Annotated in this window: 12 protein-coding genes; 5 read left to right on the forward strand and 7 right to left on the reverse strand. The window is 68.6% G+C overall.

The features are described from left to right. Positions 1-165 precede the first annotated feature (165 nt). Positions 166-657, reverse strand: a complete 492-nt coding sequence (locus ASD82_RS03290; protein WP_056715369.1) for a GAF domain-containing protein — start codon at positions 655-657, stop codon at positions 166-168. Between the two features lie 61 nt (positions 658-718). Here ASD82_RS03290 and ASD82_RS03295 point away from each other — a divergent pair, with 61 nt between their 5' ends. The 5 genes from ASD82_RS03295 (at position 719) to ASD82_RS03315 (ending at position 6941) form a co-directional block, all read left to right on the forward strand. After that, on the forward strand, positions 719-1402 hold the full coding sequence (locus ASD82_RS03295; protein ID WP_056715372.1) for a TMEM175 family protein: 684 nt from the start codon (positions 719-721) through the stop codon (positions 1400-1402). Further along, positions 1399-2079, forward strand: a complete 681-nt coding sequence (gene bioD, locus ASD82_RS03300) for a dethiobiotin synthase (protein WP_056715374.1) — start codon at positions 1399-1401, stop codon at positions 2077-2079. The genes ASD82_RS03295 and bioD overlap by 4 nt, the downstream gene beginning before the upstream one ends. A gap of 52 nt (positions 2080-2131) precedes the next feature. Next, a complete protein-coding gene (locus ASD82_RS03305) occupies positions 2132-2479 on the forward strand; it encodes a hypothetical protein (RefSeq protein ID WP_056715433.1) in 348 nt (115 codons plus the stop codon). 282 nt (positions 2480-2761) lie between these two features. Next, positions 2762-4957 carry a peptidyl-dipeptidase Dcp gene (dcp, locus tag ASD82_RS03310; RefSeq protein ID WP_056715376.1) on the forward strand — a complete coding sequence of 732 codons (2196 nt, stop codon included), beginning with the start codon at positions 2762-2764 and terminating at the stop codon, positions 4955-4957. Positions 4958-5105: 148 nt separating this feature from the next. Then, on the forward strand, positions 5106-6941 hold the full coding sequence (locus ASD82_RS03315) for a monovalent cation:proton antiporter-2 (CPA2) family protein (protein ID WP_056715380.1): 1836 nt from the start codon (positions 5106-5108) through the stop codon (positions 6939-6941). A gap of 44 nt (positions 6942-6985) precedes the next feature. On the opposite strand, the gene ASD82_RS03320 is transcribed toward ASD82_RS03315, so the two are convergent. From ASD82_RS03320 to ASD82_RS03345, 6 genes are all read right to left on the reverse strand, one after another. Further along, positions 6986-10420: an ankyrin repeat domain-containing protein gene (locus ASD82_RS03320; protein ID WP_056715381.1), complete on the reverse strand. Its 3435-nt coding sequence runs from the start codon at positions 10418-10420 to the stop codon at positions 6986-6988. A 122-nt stretch (positions 10421-10542) separates the two neighbouring features. Further along, entirely contained in the window at positions 10543-10836 is a 294-nt protein-coding gene (locus ASD82_RS03325; RefSeq protein WP_056715437.1) for a YcgL domain-containing protein, read from the reverse strand. A 93-nt stretch (positions 10837-10929) separates the two neighbouring features. Further along, positions 10930-12339: a coniferyl aldehyde dehydrogenase gene (locus ASD82_RS03330; RefSeq protein WP_056715384.1), complete on the reverse strand. Its 1410-nt coding sequence runs from the start codon at positions 12337-12339 to the stop codon at positions 10930-10932. Between the two features lie 159 nt (positions 12340-12498). After that, entirely contained in the window at positions 12499-14985 is a 2487-nt protein-coding gene (locus tag ASD82_RS03335; protein ID WP_235580624.1) for a TonB-dependent receptor, read from the reverse strand. Positions 14986-15056: 71 nt separating this feature from the next. After that, entirely contained in the window at positions 15057-16223 is a 1167-nt protein-coding gene (locus ASD82_RS03340) for an SO2930 family diheme c-type cytochrome (protein WP_056715390.1), read from the reverse strand. Beyond that, a complete protein-coding gene (locus tag ASD82_RS03345; RefSeq protein WP_056715393.1) occupies positions 16220-17455 on the reverse strand; it encodes a parallel beta-helix domain-containing protein in 1236 nt (411 codons plus the stop codon). The genes ASD82_RS03340 and ASD82_RS03345 overlap by 4 nt, the downstream gene beginning before the upstream one ends. Positions 17456-17507: the final 52 nt, after the last annotated feature.

A 17507-nucleotide genomic window follows, 5' to 3' on the forward strand; every position in this document is an offset into this window, starting at 1 on the left:
GTACATGCCCGGACGTGCTCACGTGAATCAGTCACTTGCGTGACCGATCCACGTCCGGCCATCGGGCAACTGCTCCTGCGTTGCCTCAATTCGGGCATCCATGCCCTCGCCATGGCCGGGCTTCGAGGTTGAAAAATCACCACCTCTCACGGCTGAGCTTCGGTTTCAGCCCTGCACAGCGTCCATGAACACCGCGCACAGCGCTTCCATGCCGGCGCGGTCGTCCTCGTCGAAGCGGTCGGTGACCGGGCTGTCGACATCCCACACGCCGAGCAGCGAACCGTCGGCCCTGACCAGCGGCACCACGATCTCCGATTGCGAGGCGGCGTCGCAGGCGATGTGCCCGGCGAACGCGTTGACGTCGCGCACCAGCTGGGTTTCGCGGGTCTGCGCGGCGGTGCCGCAGACGCCCCGGCCCAGCGCGATGCGGATGCAGGCGGGCTTGCCCTGGAACGGGCCCACCACGAGTTCATGGCCGTCGTACAGGTAGAAGCCGGCCCAGTTCACCTGCGCCAGGCTGTGATAGACCAGTGCGCCGAAATTGGCCGCGTTGGCGATCAGGTCGCGCTCGCCGGCCAGGATGCCGCGCGCCTGCTGCACCAGGTCGGCATAGTGCTCGCGCTTGCTGGCGTAGGTCTGGGCTTTCAGGTCGAACATGCGATGCGTCCCGCGGCAAAGCCCGTATTATGCGCCGAGCCATCATCACGGGGGATGCCAGATGAGTCTGACCGAGCAGCGCGAAGGGATCGAGGCGGGGCGGCTGGACATGTTCGTGGATGGCGCGTTCGCGTTCATCCTCACCTTGCTGCTGATCGGCGGCGAGTCGATTCCCGACAGCACCGGCAAGTTGCTGCACGCGCTGGGCGGCATCCCCGCGTTCGCCGTGTGCTTCTTCCAGATCGCGTTTTTCTGGCATGGCCATGTGCGCTGGCGCAAGCGCTGCCATGGCGCCGGCGCCAGCGGGCGCTGGCTGTCGCTGCTGCTGGTGTTCTTCGCGATGATCTTCGTCTACCCGCTGCACATGGTGTTTTCCGGGGTGTTCTCCTCGATCAGCGGCGGCTACCTGCCCGGCGATTTCACGGTGAGCGGACCGGCCGACATGCGCACGCTGTTCGTCTGCTACGGGCTGGCCTACGCCTGCATGGCGGGCACCCTGGCCCTGCTGTTCTCCGATGCGGCCAGGGTCGCCGCCCGGCACGGCCTGGACAACCTGGACGCGCGCCGCGAGATGCGGATCTGGATCGTGCCGGCGGCGATCGGCCTGGCCTCGGCGCTGGTCGCCCTGCTGATGCCGTTGTCGGTGCCCGGCTGGATGTGGTCGATCCCCGGCCTGATGTACTCGCTGCTGTTCCTGATCGGCCCGGTGGTGAACCAGTTCAACCGGCGCTACGCACCGGCATGACGGCGGCGGTGTTCATCGCCGGCACCGACACCGGCATCGGCAAGACCCACACCGCCTGCACCCTGCTGCACGCCCTGCGCGCGGCCGGCCACGACGCCTGCGGCATGAAGCCGGTCGCCAGCGGTTGCGTGGAAACCCCGCAAGGCCTGCGCAACGACGATGCGCTGGCGCTGCGGGCGGCTGGCGTTGATCCGGAACTTCCGTACGCGCTGGTCAATCCGGTGGCGCTGCGCGACCCGCTGTCGCCGCATCTTGCCGCGGCCCACGACGGCGTGGCGATCACCCTGGCGCCGCTGCGCGCCGCGTTCGAGCAACTGGCAGCGCGGCACTCGACGGTGGTGGTGGAAGGCGTGGGCGGCTGGCTGGTGCCGTTGGCGCCCGGCCTGTTGGCCTCGGACATCGCCAGGCAATGGCAGCTGCCGGTGATCCTGGTGGTGGGCCTGCGCCTGGGCTGCCTCAGCCATGCCTTGCTCAGCGCCCGGGCGATCGCGGCCGACGGCTGCCGCTTGCTGGGCTGGATCGGCAACCGGGTGGACCCATCGATGGACGCGCCGGAAGAAAACCTGGACACGCTGCGCGCGTTGCTGCCCGCGCCGTGCCTGGGCGTGCTGCCGCATGGCGTGGCACCGGCGCAGGCCGCCGGCTGCCTGGACGCGGCCGTGGCAGCCTTGGACTGAGCTTCACATCCGATGTGTTCGGATGGCGCACGTTTTCCACGCCGGAGTGACCATGGCCCGCAACCACTACTACCTTTCGATCGCCGACATCGTCCACGCACGCGGCGACGATCCGCGTTTCTCGTGGGATGGCGCCGGCCCGGACGGTTTCGCCAGCACCCTGCAGCAGGCCTTGCGCAGTGACGAGCTGTTCCAGCGCTGGCGCGCGGCGCAGCCCGATCCGGACGCGGTCGACGACAGTCTCGGCGCCACCGACCCGACCGCGCAGGTGGACGCGCGGGTGGTCGACCTGCACACCGAGGTGGACCTGATCACCGACCTGCCGATGAGCGTGGTGCGCCATCGGCTGTACCTGATGATCGGCGGTGCCTGGCAGTTGCGCGACCTGCGCGCCGCCTGAGTCGCAGGATTCTGCGCCGCTTCACGGCGTCACCGTTTGGAAACTGGCCGCCGTCTCGCCAGGAGCGTGGGCGGTAGAAACCAGGTGAGCGAGGCAACGTGGTTTTGAGTCAGGTTTTTCGATCGTTTGAGGCGAATAGCCGTAGCTATTCAACGAAAAGGAGCGGAAAAGCTGGCCAAAACCACGCAGCCGCAGCCGCTTGTGTTTCTACCGCCCACGCTCCTACAGTCGGCGGTCAGACTTCCGTGCCCGATGCCGGGCGCACCACTCCTGGGGAACCCGATGCTTCGACTGCGCACGATTGTGATCGCCACCACGATGGCCCTGGCCGCCTGCTCGCAGCAGCCGGAAGGCGCCGCCAACCCGCCCGCGCCGGCCGCTTCCGCCGCCAGCACCAGCAGCGCCGCGCCGGCGGCCACCGACATGACCAGCAACCCGTTCTACAGCGCCAGCACGCTGCCGTTCCAGGCGCCGCCATTCGACAAGATCCACGACGCCGACTACCAGCCCGCGATCGAAGAGGGCATGAAGCAGCACATGGCCGAGATCGAGAAGATCGCGAACAACCCCGAAGCGCCCACCTTCGAGAACACCTACGTGGCGATGGAGAAATCCGGCGCCATGCTCAACCGGGTGATGACCGCCTTCAACGCGGTCACCGGTGCCAACACCGACGACGCGCTGCAGAAAGTGCAGGAAGACGAAGCGCCGAAGCTGGCTGCGCACGAGGATGCGATCTACCTCGACAGCAAGCTGTTCCAGCGCGTGCAGACGGTCTACGACCAGCGCGACACGCTCAAGCTCGACCCCGAATCGGCGCGCCTGGTCGAGGTGGTCTACCGGAACTTCGTGCACGCCGGCGCCAAGCTGTCCGACGCCGACAAGGCGAAGCTGAAGGACCTCAACAAGGAAGAGTCCACGCTGAGCACCGCGTTCACCAACAAGCTGCTGGCCGCAACGAAGGACGCCGCGCCGGTGATCGCCGACAAGGCGAAGCTGGCCGGCCTGTCCGATGCCGAACTGGCCGCCGCCAGCCAGGCCGGCAAGGACCGCAAGCAGGACGGCAAGTACGTGCTGTCGCTGCAGAACACCACCCAGCAGCCGGAGCTGCAGGATCTCACCGACCGCGCCACCCGCCAGGCGCTGTTCGAGGCCTCGTGGAACCGTGCCGAGCAGGGCGACGCGAACGACACCCGCAAGACCATCGAGCGGCTGGCGCAGATCCGCGCCGAACAGGCGAAGCTGCTCGGTTTCCCCAGTTATGCCGCGTGGAAGCTCGACGACCAGATGGCCAAGACGCCGGAAACCGCGCTGAAATTCATGCAGGACCTGGTGCCTGCCGTCACCGGCCGCGCCAAGGTGGAGGCGGCCGACATCCAGGCGGTGATCGACCAGCAGCACGGCGGCTTCAAGCTGCAGCCGTGGGACTGGAACTTCTACGCCGAGCAGGTGCGCAAGGCGAAGTACGACCTCGACGAAAACCAGATCAAGCCGTACTTCGAACTGGACAACGTGCTGCAGAACGGCGTGTTCTACGCGGCCAACCAGCTGTACGGGCTGACCTTCAAGGAGCGCAAGGACATCCCGGTGTACCAGCCGGACGTGCGCGTGTTCGAGGTGTTCGACAAGGACGGCAGCTCGATGGCGCTGTTCTACTGCGACTACTTCAAGCGCGACAACAAGAACGGCGGCGCCTGGATGGACAACCTGGTCACCCAGTCGAAGCTGCTGGGCACCAAGCCGGTGATCTACAACGTCGGCAACTTCAGCAAGCCGGCCGCGGGCCAGCCGGCGCTGCTGTCGTTCGATGACGTGATCACCATGTTCCACGAGTTCGGCCACGCGCTACACGGCATCTTCGCCGACGAGCAGTACCCGACCCTGTCCGGCACCAACACCGCGCGCGACTTCGTCGAGTTCCCCTCGCAGTTCAACGAGCACTGGGCCACCGATCCGAAGGTGTTCGCCCACTACGCGAAGAACTACAAGACCGGCGAGCCGATGCCCAAGGCGCTGGTCGACAAGATGACGAAGGCCGGCAAGTTCAACTCCGGCTACAACATGACCGAGCTGGTCTCGGCCGCGCTGCTGGACATGAACTGGCACATGCTGGGCGCCGACGCGCCGCTGCAGGACGCCGACAAGTTCGAAGCCGCCGCGCTGAAGAAGGACGGCATCGACCTCGGCTACGTGCCGCCGCGCTACCGCTCCAGCTACTTCCAGCACATCTGGGGCAACGGCTACGCCGCCGGCTACTACGCCTACCTGTGGACCGAGATGCTGGCCGACGACGCCTTCGTGGGCTTCAAGGAACACGGCGGCCTGACCCGCGAGAACGGTGACCGCTTCCGCGCGATGGTGCTGTCGCGGGGCAACACCGAGGAGCTGGCGAAGATGTACAAGGACTGGCGCGGGCAGGATCCGCAGATCGAGCCGATGCTGGAAAACCGTGGCCTGAAGGACGCGCCGAAGAAGTAAGCCGTTGCAGCATCCGTGCTGGAAGATCAGGCCCGCCGCAAGCGGGCCTGATCGTTTTGGGAAACTGCGAGATGAAACCGAACCGACAGCGGGTGCCGCCGGCCTTCACGTGGAATAATCGAACCTCCCCGACCGGAGCCGCACGCGCTTGGACAACCACCACTACCTGCAGACCGCGCTGGTGTTCCTGCTGGCCACGGTGATCGCGGTGCCGCTGACCAAGCGCTTCCGGCTGGGTTCGGTGCTGGGCTACCTGCTGGCCGGCGTGGTGATCGGGCCGCAGTTGCTGGGGCTGGTCGGCGATACCGCCGGGGTCAGCACGATTTCCGAGTTCGGCATCGTGCTGATGCTGTTCGTGATCGGCCTGGAATTGTCGCCGCAACGGCTGTGGGTGATGCGCCGCTCGGTGTTCGGCACCGGCCTGTTGCAGGTGCTCGCCAGCAGCGTGGTGATCGCGGCGGTGGTGTACTTCCTGGAAGGCCTGCCCGGCAAGACGGCGGTGGTCGTGGGCGGCAGCCTGGCGCTGTCGTCCACCGCGTTCGGCCTGCAGATCCTCGCCGAGCGCAAGGAGGCCGGCTCGGCCTACGGGCGCCAGGCGTTCGCGATCCTGCTGTTCCAGGACCTGGCGGCGATCCCGCTGATCGCGATGGTGCCGTTGCTGGCCACGGCCTCCGCCCGGCATGGCGTGGACCTGACCGGCGCCATGCGCACGATCGGCGTGATCGTGGCGGTGGTGGTCGGTGGTCGCTACCTGTTGCGGCCGGTGTTCCGCTTCGTGGCCAAGGCCGATGCGGTGGAGGTCTCCACCGCCACCGCGCTGCTGGTGGTGATGGGCACCGCCTGGCTGATGGAGCTGGCCGGTGTGTCCGCCACGCTGGGCGCCTTCCTGGCCGGCGTGCTGCTGGCCGATTCCGAATACCGGCACGACCTGGAATCGCATCTCGAACCGTTCAAGGGGCTGTTGCTGGGGCTGTTCTTCATCAGCGTCGGCATGTCGATGGATCTTTCGCTGCTGCTGCACCAGCCGCTGCACGTGCTGGCGGTGGTACTGGTCCTGATGCTGCTGAAGGGTGCGCTGCTGTGGCCGCTGGGTCGACTGGTCGGCGGGCTGGATCGCGCCGAGGCGTTGCGGCTGGCGGTGCTGCTGGCCTGCGGCGGCGAGTTTGCATTCGTGGTGCTGAAGCTGGCGCAGGAGCAGCAACTGCTCAACGGCCCGCAGCACAACCTGCTGGTGCTGGCGATCTCGCTGTCGATGGCGTTGACGCCGCTGCTGGTCGCCGTGTCGTCGCGGCTGCTCGGCGGCAAGGCGAAGAAGCCCACCCGCGCCTACGACACCATCGACACGCACGTGCCGCGGGTGATCATCGCCGGCTATGGCCGCATGGGCCAGATCGTGGCGCGCGTGCTGCGCGCGCAGAGCATTCCGTTCGTGGCGCTGGACCATTCGGTGGAGCAGATGGACCTGATCCAGCGCTTCGGCAACGTCACCGACATTTTCTACGGCGATCCGGCCCGGCCGGAACTGCTGCGCGCCGCGCAGGCGGACAAGGCCGAGGTGTTCGTGCTGGCCAGCGACGACCCCGAGTCGAGCCTGCGCGTGGCGCGGGTGGTGCGCCGGCAGTATCCGCACCTGAAGATCATCGCGCGGGCGCGCAATCGCCAGCACGTGTGGCGGCTGATGGACCTGGGCATCGACGACCCGGTGCGCGAGACGCTGTATTCCAGCCTGAAGATGACCAAGCAGGCCCTGGTCGCGCTGGGCCTCACGCCGGAACAGGCGGTCGACCAGGTGGAACGTTTCCGGCGCCAGGATGCGGAGCTGATCAAGGCGCAATACCTGGTCTACGACGACGAAACCAAGCTGGTGCAGACCACGCGCGAGGCGCTGGCCGACCTGGAGCGCCTGTTCGAGGCGGATGCCTCGCCCGAGGCCGAGCGTGCGCGCGAGCGCGATGCCGGCACCCCGCTGACCGGGGAAGAGTGAAGCGCTGATCGGGCGATGGCTGCGCCGCGGCGCGCGGCCGCGCCTCAGTCGGCCGGCTGGGCGGGCTGGCGCAGGGTCTGCCGCACGCTGGGGATCGCGCTGCTGCGCGCGGCCAGTTCGTGGGCGATGTCCACATAACCGAGTTGCCGGGCCACGTCCGCCGCGCTGCGTCCGAACGCATCGGCCGCGTTGCGGTCGGCGCCGCGCGACAGCAGCACGCGGGCGGGCGGCAGCAAGGCGTGCATCGCGCAGGCGTGCAGCGCGGTGACGCCGCGCTGGTCGGCGTGGCCGACCTGGGCGCCCGCGTCCAGCAGCAGCGGCACCAGCGCCCCGATGTGGGTGGCGTCGCAGCTGCTGCCCGGCCGCAGCTGGGCGCCGAGCAACAGCAGCAGCGGCGTCTTGCCTTCGTGGTCGGCGTGGTTGATGTCGGCGCCGCGCTTGAGCAGCACGTCGAACAGGCGTCGCGCGCGCAGGCTGTCGTTGTGCTCGAAGCCGAACTGCGCCGCCGCGTGCAGCGCGCTGCGCCCGGCGTTGTCGACCGCCTTGATGTCGGCGCCCGCATCGAGCAGCTGTTCGGCGATTTCCGGATAACCCATCGCCGCCGCCGCCATCAGCGCGGTGGCGTCGTTCGGCAGGCGCTGGTCGACGGCGACCTCGCGCTGCAGCAGCAGGGCCACCAGCGATTCGCGCCGCGCGGCGACCGCGGCGGCCAGCGGGGTCACGCCGCTGCGGGCGGCGCGGGTCGCGTCGGCGTTGGCGTCCAGCAGGCAGGCGGCGATCTCGCGGTGACCGGCGCCGCAGGCGTGCAGCAGGGCGCTGGCGCCCTGTTCGTCGAGGGTGTCCACGGCAAAACCCAGTTCCAGCAGTCGCTGCACGCTGGCCAGCGCGCCGGCGCGCGCGGCGGCGGGAAGGTCGCTGGCGCGCAGCGCGCGATCCGGCCGCGACCAGTCGCGCCAGTCCAGCCAGCGCTCCACCGCGGGATGTTCCAGCGCCAGGCCCAGCGGCGTTTCGCCGTTGGCGTCGGTGGCTTCCGGGTCGGCGCCGTGGGCGATCAGTGCGCGCACCAGCGGCAGCGCCTGGGCGCCGTGTTCCAGCGCGGCGAACAGCGGCGTGCGGCCGTCGCGGTCGCGTGTGTTGGGATCGCAGCCCCGTTGCAGCAGTGCCTGCAGCAGTTCCACCTGGTCGTTCACCGCGGCCAGTTGCAGCGGGCTGCGCGCCCGGGCGTCGGGGCCGAACGGATCGGCGCCCGCTTCGAGCATCTTCAGCGGCAGCGCGGCCGACTGGGCTGCACCGTTCGTGTTCAGCAGCGCCTGCGCCAGCAGGCCGGCGCCGGCGGGCGTGGCGCCGGCTTGCAGCAGGTCGTCGAGCGCTTCGGTGGCATCGGGCAGCTGCTGCAGCAGCGCATCGAACAGGCGCTGGCCCGGTGGCGGCAGGTGCGGCGTGTCGCCGGTGTCGGCGTCGTCGATCTGCGGTGCGTCCAGCCGCGCTTCGGCGGCCAGGCCGTGTTCGAGCAGCCAGCGGCGGGCGGCGCCCAGGCCGGGCGAGGCCAGTTCCAGATACATGCGGGCCAGCTCGGCCTGAGGCCATTCGCGTACGCGGGCAACGAAGCCCGAGACGATTGCCCAGTGGCCGAAGCGCAGGGCATCGAGCAGGTGTCCGGGGGTGTCGGCGCCTTCGGCCAGCACGTCCTGGCTGAGGCTGGTCGGCAGCGGCGTATCCGGATCAAGCACGGCGACCAGGTCCCAGCGTCCCGCGGCGGCGGCATGGTCGAGTGCGCTGCGACCGTCGCTGGCCGGCGCCTTCGGGTCGGCGCCCAGGGCAAGCAGGGCGCTGATCGTGCCGGCGTCGGCATGCGGCGACTGGCAGGCGAGGGTCAGTGCGTCGCGACCGTGGCTGTCGCGCAGGCCCGCGTCGGCCTTCGCCTCGGCCAGCAATTGCACGATGCCGCCGGCGCCGGCGCGGGCCGCTTCCATCAGCGCGCTGCTGCCGCGGTGGTCGACCAGGTTCACGTCGGCACCGGCGGCGCAAAGCGCGCGGGCGATCTGTTCGTGGCCTTCGGCGGCGGCGCCGAGCAGGGCGTGCCGGTGACGTGCATCGCAGGCATTCACCGGGGCGCGGTGCTTGAGCAGCAGCTTCACGCCTTCGACGTCGTCGTCGGCGATGCCGCTGGCGGCGACCAGGGCCGGCTCGCCGTCGGGCACGACGGGCTTGGCGCCGTGCTCCAGCAGGAACTTCGCCAGCGGCCAATTCGCCGCGCGGCAGGCGGTGGCCAGCGGGCTGATACCGGCCTGGTTCAGCGCGTTGATCGGTGCGGCGGCATCCAGCAGCATCGCGGCCACGCCGGCGTCGGCGCTGAGTACCGCGCCGTGCAGCGCGGTGTTGCCTTCGGCATCGGTGACCAGCGGGCTGGCGCCGTTGGCCAGCAGGGTCAGCACCGCCTCGGCGCGGCCGTGCCAGCTGTCGCGGGTGGCGGCCAGCAGCGGGGTGATGCCGCCGCTGGCGCGATTGACGTCGGCGCCCCGGGCGATCAGCGCGCGCAGCAGGCGGGTGTCGGGCAGCAAGGCGGCCAGCATCAGCACCGGCCGCTGGTCGCGATCGTCCGCCGCGGGCGCGGTGTCCGGATCGGCGCCCACCTCGACCAGCGCCAGCGCGCGCTCGATGTCGCCATCACGGGTGGCGGCGAGCAGCGCGGCGGCCTGTTCCGGCGTGCCGGCGGTGCGCTCGACCTCGGTGAGGATCGGGCGATGCGCCGGGGTCGGCGCCAGGTCGGAGCGCCGGCGCGCATGCCGGCTTTCGCACAACAGCGCCCGCAGCGTGCGGTTGGCGATCACCAGGCAGCCGACCGGCAGCAGCACGATGCCGTACAGGGCCAGCGCCGCGATGCGCGGCTCGGAGGGCACCACGCCGTACAGGCCGGTGAGCGTGATCGCGCCGAAGGACAGCACCAGCAGCGAGAACGCGACCGGCAGGAAGTGGCTGAAGAAGTGTTCCTCGCGCGACAGGTGGCGGCCGAATGCGACGCTGCGCAGGGTGGCGGTGAAGATCCACGAGCCGTCACGCTGGCTCGGATAGGCGTCATCCCACAGGAACACCAGCCCGAACGCGGGCCACAGCCGCCACAGCGCGACCAGCGCCAGCACCAGGGCGGCAGCCAGCAGCAGGGCGCCGCTGAGGCTGGGCGCGTGGGTCAGCTGCATCATCGGCCAGGCCACCAGCACGAACACCGCCACGGTGTAACCGGTGAACATCACCAGGTGCGCGGCGCCACGGCGCAGCACGGTGCGCATGAACTTCGGTTCCGGATCGAAGCCGATCGCATGGCAGACCGCCGCCAGGGTCAGCGCGTTGGCGACCAGCAGCGGAATCAGGGTCAGCGGATGGTTGACCAGGCCGGCCACGAAGACCGCCAGCAAACCGGGAACGAACCAGGCCAGGGCTTGCAGAAAGGGAGGGCGGCGACGTGATTTGGGCTGGGTCATGGAGGGAGTATAGAAATCGTTGGATGGGCAGACGGTAACCAAGTGTTAATGCCGATGGAAATCCGCCGATGGAAATCCGCCGGCGCGAACAGGCCGGCGGAATCCGCGCGCAGGTCGGCGCGTCACTCGTCCCGGTCATCCTGCGGGGAATGGGTATACGGCAGGTGGTTGGCCGCGGCCAGCGTTTCGTTGGGCGGCACCTGCAGGTGCCAGCCCTGCTCGCGCAGGTGGGCGAGGACCTGCGCGGTGTCTTCCACCGGCAGCTTGCGCTGTTCGTCCAGCTGCACTTCCATCACGAAACGCAGCTCGCCCAGCAGCAGCAACAGCGACTCGGGCAGCCTGGCGAACGCGTCGCGTTCGGCCAGCCACAGGTAGCTGCCAGCCTTGCGCAGGCTGGCGTAGACGAAACATGGCATCGCGAAACCCATCGGAAAGTGCCGGGCCGGCCCCGGCATCGCATCGAGGGTAGCAGGTGCGCAAGCCGGGCGTGCCCGGCTGCGGCCCGCGGTTCAACCGCGCTTCAACAACAACTCGAGCATGCGCCGGAAGCGCGCCCCGTACGGCGGGTTGAGCAGGCCGGTGCCGTTCAGGCGGGCCTGCCGGAACACCGGCTTCAGGTGCGAAAACGTGCGGAAGCCCGCTTCGCCGTGATAGCCGCCCATGCCCGAGGCGCCGACGCCGCCGAACGGCAGCTTGTGCTGGGCGATGTGGTACAGCGTGTCGTTGACGCTGACGCCGCCGGCGTGGGTGCGCGCCAGCACGCGGTCGACCAGCTCCTGGTCGTGCTCGAACAGGTACAGGGCCAGCGGATGCGGCCGCGCGCGGACGTGGGCGATCGCGTCGTCCAGGTGGTCGTACGGCACCAGCGGCAGCAGCGGGCCGAAGATTTCCTCGCGCATCACCGCCATGTCGTCGCTGACGCCGGTGAGCAGCTGCGGCGGCAGCAGCCGGCTGGCGGCGTCCTCGCCGGCCTCGCCGAGCCGGTGCAATTGCGCGCCGGCGGCCAGCGCGTCATCGCGCAGGCCGGTGAGGCGCTGGTACTGCCGGTCGGAAACGATGCTGGCGTACTGCCCGTTCTGGCCGAGCGCGGGGTACATCCGCGCCAGTACCTTGCCGGCGGCCTCGATGAACGCCGGTATCCGGGCGCGCGGCAGCAGCACGTAGTCGGGCGCGATGCAGGTCTGCCCCGCATTGACCAGCTTGCCGAACACGATGCGCTCCACCGCGTGGTCGAAGCGCGCCCCGGGGCCGATGATCGCCGGCGACTTGCCGCCCAGCTCCAGCGTCACCGGGGTGAGGTTGGCGGCCGCCGCGCGCATCACGTGGTGGCCCACCGCGGTGGAGCCGGTGAACAGCAGGTGGTCGAACGGCAGCGCGGAAAACGCCTGCGCCACCGCCGCGTCGCCGTTCACCACCAGCACTTCGTCGGCGGCGAAATAGCGGGCCACCTGCTCGGCGAACAGCGCCGAGAAACGCGGGGTGAACTCGCTCATCTTCAGCATCGCGCGGTTGCCGGCCACCAGCGCGTCGACCAGCGGACCGACGGCCAGGTACAGCGGATAGTTCCACGGCACGATGATGCCGACCACGCCCAGCGGCTGCGGGCGCAGTTCGGTGCGCGCGGGCAGGAACAGCCAGTCGGCCAGCCGTCGCCGCGGCTTCATCCAGCGCCGGCCATGGCCGAGCGCGTGGCGGATCGCCGACAGGCTGGGGAAGATCTCCAGCAGGTCGGTTTCCTCGACCGGGCGCTGGCCGAAGTCGGCGTGGATCGCGGCGGCGAAAGCCTTGCGCTGCTCGCGCAGCATCGTCTCCAGCTTGCGCAGGCGCTGCGCGCGCAGCGCCCACCCCGGCATCGGTTCGCGCGCCTGCGCCTCGCGCAGGCGTTGCAGGTCGGCGGTCAGCGGCTGGCTTTCGGTCATGGGCTTCTCAGAGTCTGTGAAGAAAGCCACTTCCTGTCGCTTTCTTCTATCGCACGTCCGGTACATGCCCGGACGCGCTCGCGCGAATCAGTCACTTGCGTGACCGATCCGCGTCCAGCCATCCCTGGCCGGACTTCGAGCTTGAAAAATCACCACCTCTCAGAATTTCACGCGCAGTTCGACGCCGACCGCGCGTGGTGGGGTGATGCTGGCGAACGGCGTGCCGAACACGCTGGTGGAGATATTGTTCACCCCGGTCACGTAGCGCTTGTTGAACACGTTGTTGGCGTACAGCGCGACGCCCCACTGGTCGTCGGCCGCATGCCAGTCCAGCCGCGCGTCGGTGCGTTGCTGGGCGACGCCGGTGTCGAAGTTCGGGCTGATCTGGCAGGTGCCCTGCAGTTGCGAGTCGCGGTTGCAGCGCGACTTGCCGCGGTAGGCATGCGACAGGTCGAACTCCAGCGCGCCGCCCGCCACGCCCTGCCAGGTGTACGACAGCGAGCTGGCAAACGAGAACAGCGGTTCGCCGGTGGGCTGGCCGGACAGGTCGGCGCCCGACGGCGCCACCGCCTGGCGGTAGGTGGCGTCGATGTAGGCTCCGGTGAAGCTGAGCTTGAACGCATCCACCGGTTGCCATTGCGCCTCGAACTCCAGGCCGTGGGCTTCCTGGTCGGTGCTGCTGACCAGGTAGCGCGGCACGCCGGAGCCGGCGCTGTTGGGATCGAGCGTGAGCGACTGCTTGTTGTCGTAGCGGTAGTAGTAGACCGAGCCGTTCAGCAGCAGGTGCTGCTCGGGGAATAGGGTCTTCAGGCCGGCCTCGTAGTTGAGCACCTTCTCCGGGTCGAAGCGCGAGCCGATCTGCACGCTGTTGTAGCCGCCGGCCTTGTAGCCCTTGGTCACCGAGGCGTAGCCCATCACGTCGGGGGTGAACTTGTAGTCCAGCACCACGCGGGGGCTGAAGTCGTTCCAGCTGTTCTTGTCCTTCACCAGCACGTTGACCGGAGCGCCGCCGGCGGCGTTGAAGATCAGGTTCTGCTGGAACACGCTGGGGTCGATGCCGACCAGGTTGAGCAGGGGCATCAGCGCGTCGATGGTGGCGTCCAGTTCGTCGGCGCGGCGCGGCGGGTTGAACCACGAGAACTCCTTCTCGTCGCGGGTGAAGCGGGCGCCGGTGGTGAGGCTGAGCTGGTCGGTGAGGTGCCAGATCACGTCGCCGTAGGCGGCGTAGGCCTTGAAGCGGCCCACATTGTCGATCTGCTCGCGCCACGGATCGCCCAGCAGGTGGTACTGGCCGTAGCCGACCAGCGGCAGCAGCGAATCGTAGAAGGCGAACGTGTCGGTGGCCGCCGCGCCGCCCACGTTCATCGCCAGCGAATCGACGCTGTCGGTGAACACGTTGGTCTGGCTGGTCTGCCGCGCGTGTTCGTCGTAGTAGCTGACGCCGCCGACCCAGTCGGCGATGCCGGCGGTGCCGGCGAACTTGAACTCCTGGTACCAGCTGTTGTTGCTCTCGATGTTGGCGGTGTCGAGGTAGGTGGCACGATTGTTGGTGCCGTCGTAGTCGCCGCGGTTGTAGGTGTTGAAGTGCCGCCACGCGGTGGTCGAGGTGAGGCTGCCCCAGCTGAAGGAGTGGTCGACGGTGAGCGTGGCGCCGTCGAAGTGGCGCTTCTCGCCCGCATTCACCGTGTCGTTGTACAACGGCGCATGGCGCGGATCGAGGTAGCTCGACGGATCGGCCGGGAACGGCGGGACCTGGTCGTTGAACGGAGGGTCCCGCGTCACGTAGTCCGATTTCGCGATCAGCCCTATCGCCGGCTGCGGCGGCTGCTTGAGTTGTTCGTGGTCCCACGCCAGCAGCACGCGGGTATCGGGCGTGGCGTTCCAGCGCCACACCAGGCGGCTGCCCCAGTCGTGGTCCTTGCCGTAGCTTTCGCCGGTGGCGGCGTCCTTGATCCAGCCGTCGCTGCGGTTGTCCAGCACGCTCATGCGCACGGCCATGTCGCGGTTCACCGGCACGTTGACCAGGGCGTCGGCGTACTTGCGACCGTCGTTGCCGAAGCGCACGCGGGCCTTGCCCTCGAAGTGGTCGCTGGGTTCGTTGGTGACGATCGAGATCGCGCCGGCGGCGGCATTGCGGCCGAACAGTGTGCCCTGCGGCCCCTTCAGCACTTCGATCCGCGCGATGTCGTTGAACGCCAGCAGGGCGCCGCCGGAGCGGGCCGCATAGACGCCATCGACGTAGACGCCCACGGCCGACTCGGTGCCGATGCCGAAGTTGCTGGTCTCGATGCCGCGCATCTGGTAGCTCGGCTGGGTCGGCTGGTCGGCGCCGACCACCAGGCCGGGCACGAAGATGTCCATCCGGCTGAGGTCGGTCGCCGCCAGCGTGTCGATCTGCTTCGCGGTGACGATCTGCAGCGGGATCGGCACTTCCTGCATTTCCTGCGAGCGGCTTTGCGCGGTGACGGTGATCTTGCCCAGCTGGGTGACGTCCTTGACCGGGTCGCTCGCCGGCGCATTGCTGCCGGCGGCATCCTGCGGCGGCGCCTCGGCGCCGAAGGCCAGCGACGGGCTGCACAGCAACAGCAGCGTGCTGCCGCCGAACAGCAGTTTGCGCAGGCTGATCGAAAGTGGGCGTTGGCGCATGTTCATTCGGTGCTCTCCCCTTGCATCGGATCGCGCGGCCATGGACAGCCGCGCACAGTTGTCTTGTGGAATCAATGGATCGCCACGCAGCTCCCCGGCTGCGCCGCAATCCATGCCTTGATCAGCGCCACGCCCTCGCGGTGCACGGTGCTGCGGCCGAGCTCCGGCATCATCACGCCCGGTTCGGTCGACGACAGCCGGTAGGGCAGGATCGACTCGTCCGGCTGGCCCGGCACGATGTCGAAGAAGTGGTCGCCGGTGCCCTGGCCGGCCGCGGTCGGCGGCTTGCAGATGCCCAGGTGACGGTCTTCCGGCGTGGTGTAGTCAAGCGTGAGGCCGGTGGTGTTGGCCGCGCCGTTGGCGTTGTGGCAATGGCCGCAGTTGATGTCGAGGTAGGCGCGGGCGCGGGCGTCCAGCGGCGCGTGCGGATCTTCCCAGTTCGCGTCGCGGGGGACGTCGGCCGCGGCGGGCAGGCCGCCGAGGTAGCCCAGCTTCACCAGGTGTTCCAGCTGGTTGGCGCTGCCCTCGGCGTAGTGATAGTCCTTGTTGAGGTGGCGCGCCTTCGGCCCGATCGGATGGATCTTGCGGCTGACCCAGTCCTGCGCATGGCAGCTGGCGCACTGGCTTTCGTCGGGCACCACGTAGTTGAAGTCCTCGCGGGCAGGTATGCCGGCGGCCGGCTGGTCGGCGACCAGGGTCATCGGCAGCACCGCGCCGGTGCGCGCCAGGGTGGCTTCGGTCTGCGCCTCGTTCCACACATAGGGAATCGCCGCCCAGCCGTCCTTGCGATGGACCAGGATGCGCGTTTCGACCAGGTGCACGTGCGCCATGTCCAGGCCCTGCCCGGCGAAGTCGCGCGAGTAGTCGTCATTGCGCAGGACTTCGCCCACCTTGCCGTCGGCGGCGCGCGGGTAATAGAAGGTCTTGCTGATCACCGTGCCGACCGGGAAGTCCAGGGTGTCGGTCGGGTTGTATTTTGCCGACGTGCCCGCGGGCATCCAGATCGTGCGCAGCTTGTGCGCGTAGTCGGTGAACAGCGGCGTGTTGAGGTCGTACGGCACCACGCCGGCGTTGAGCTGCAGCTTGCCGTCGTGGACCTCGACCACGTGCCAGTCACCGAGCTTCTGCGGGCGGCCCTCGGCATGGAAGGCCACCGGCGCCATGCCCTGCTGGCATCCCGCCAGCAGCAGCCATCCCAGCAGTGGAAGTGCGTAACGCCAGTGTCGCCCTGCCGTCATGCCTTCGGCTCCGGGTTCAGCACCACCGGCGACAGCTTCGGCAGCGTGCACTGGTAGGGCTTCATGTCGTTGCTGGGGCTCTTGTAGTCGTGCGGGCCGTCGGCGTTCAGCACGCCGCTGACGTCCTGGATACAGATGCGGTCGGCGGCCGGTGGCACGCCGTCGACCAGGCTCTTCGCGTCGACGTAGCCGTCCCACAGCACGTCGGGGAAGTGGCCGGTGAGGCCGTACATGGCCGTCTTCAGCGTCTTCAGCTTGATCCCGTCCGGCGAATCGCCGCCGCCCTTGAGCCGGTTGCCGTAGATGAAGATGCCTTTCGGATACGGGTTGTAGTTCGGCGAGACGCCGCGGGTGTTGTAGTAGTTGGTCGAGAAGTAGCTGGCGATGATCAGGTTCGCGGTCTGGTTGTCGGAGATGTCGTTGTCGAAGATCTCCACCTTGTCGTTCGAGTTCACCACCACGCCCGAGCCGGCCGGCACGCTGGCCACCGCGGCGCCCTTGGCGGCGAAGTTGCCCGTGTTGTTGGAGTAGATCTTGTTCTTGAACACCCGCGTGCTGTGGCCTTCCTGCGACAGGTTCGGCATGTTGAACACCAGGATGCCGCCGGTGTTGTTGGTGGCGGTGTTGCCGTAGACGTCGGCGTTCACCGAGTTCTCGATCTCCACGCCGGCCACGTTGTACTCGGCGCGGTTGTTGCGCACGATGATGTCGTGCGACTGGCCCACGTAGATGCCCGCGTCGGAAGCGCCGATCACCACCGAGTTCTCGATCAGCACGTTCTGCGTCTTCACCGGATACAGGCCGTAGGCGCCGTTGGTGGTCTTCGGGCCGCCGGTCCACTCGATGCGCACGCCGCGAATGGTGATGTTCTTGCCCTGGTTGATCTTCAGCGCGTCGCCCTTGGTGTCTTCCAGCGCCAGGTTCTCGATGGTGAAGTCGCTGGCGTTGACCAGCAGGCCTTCCGGCCCGACCACCTGGCCCTTGAACGACAGCACGGTCTTGTCCATGCCGGCGCCCTTGATGGTGACGCCGTCGGTGCGCAGGCTGAGACCGCGCCGCAGCGAGTAGTGGCCGGCGGGAATCTCGATCACGCTGCCGGGCTTGGCGTCCAGCAACTGTTCCTGCAACCTGGCTTCGAAGCTGGCATCGGTGCCGGTCTGTGACGCCGGCTCGGACTTGCCGCAGCCGGCCAGGGCCGCGGCGATCGCCACCGTGATGAACAATGTGCGCATGTTGCTGACTCCCCGTTAGGCATCGAATGCCGACAATGACCCCACTCTCCCT

It is taken from the genome of Rhodanobacter sp. Root179 (genome assembly GCF_001428465.1).
GTDB lineage: Bacteria > Pseudomonadota > Gammaproteobacteria > Xanthomonadales > Rhodanobacteraceae > Rhodanobacter.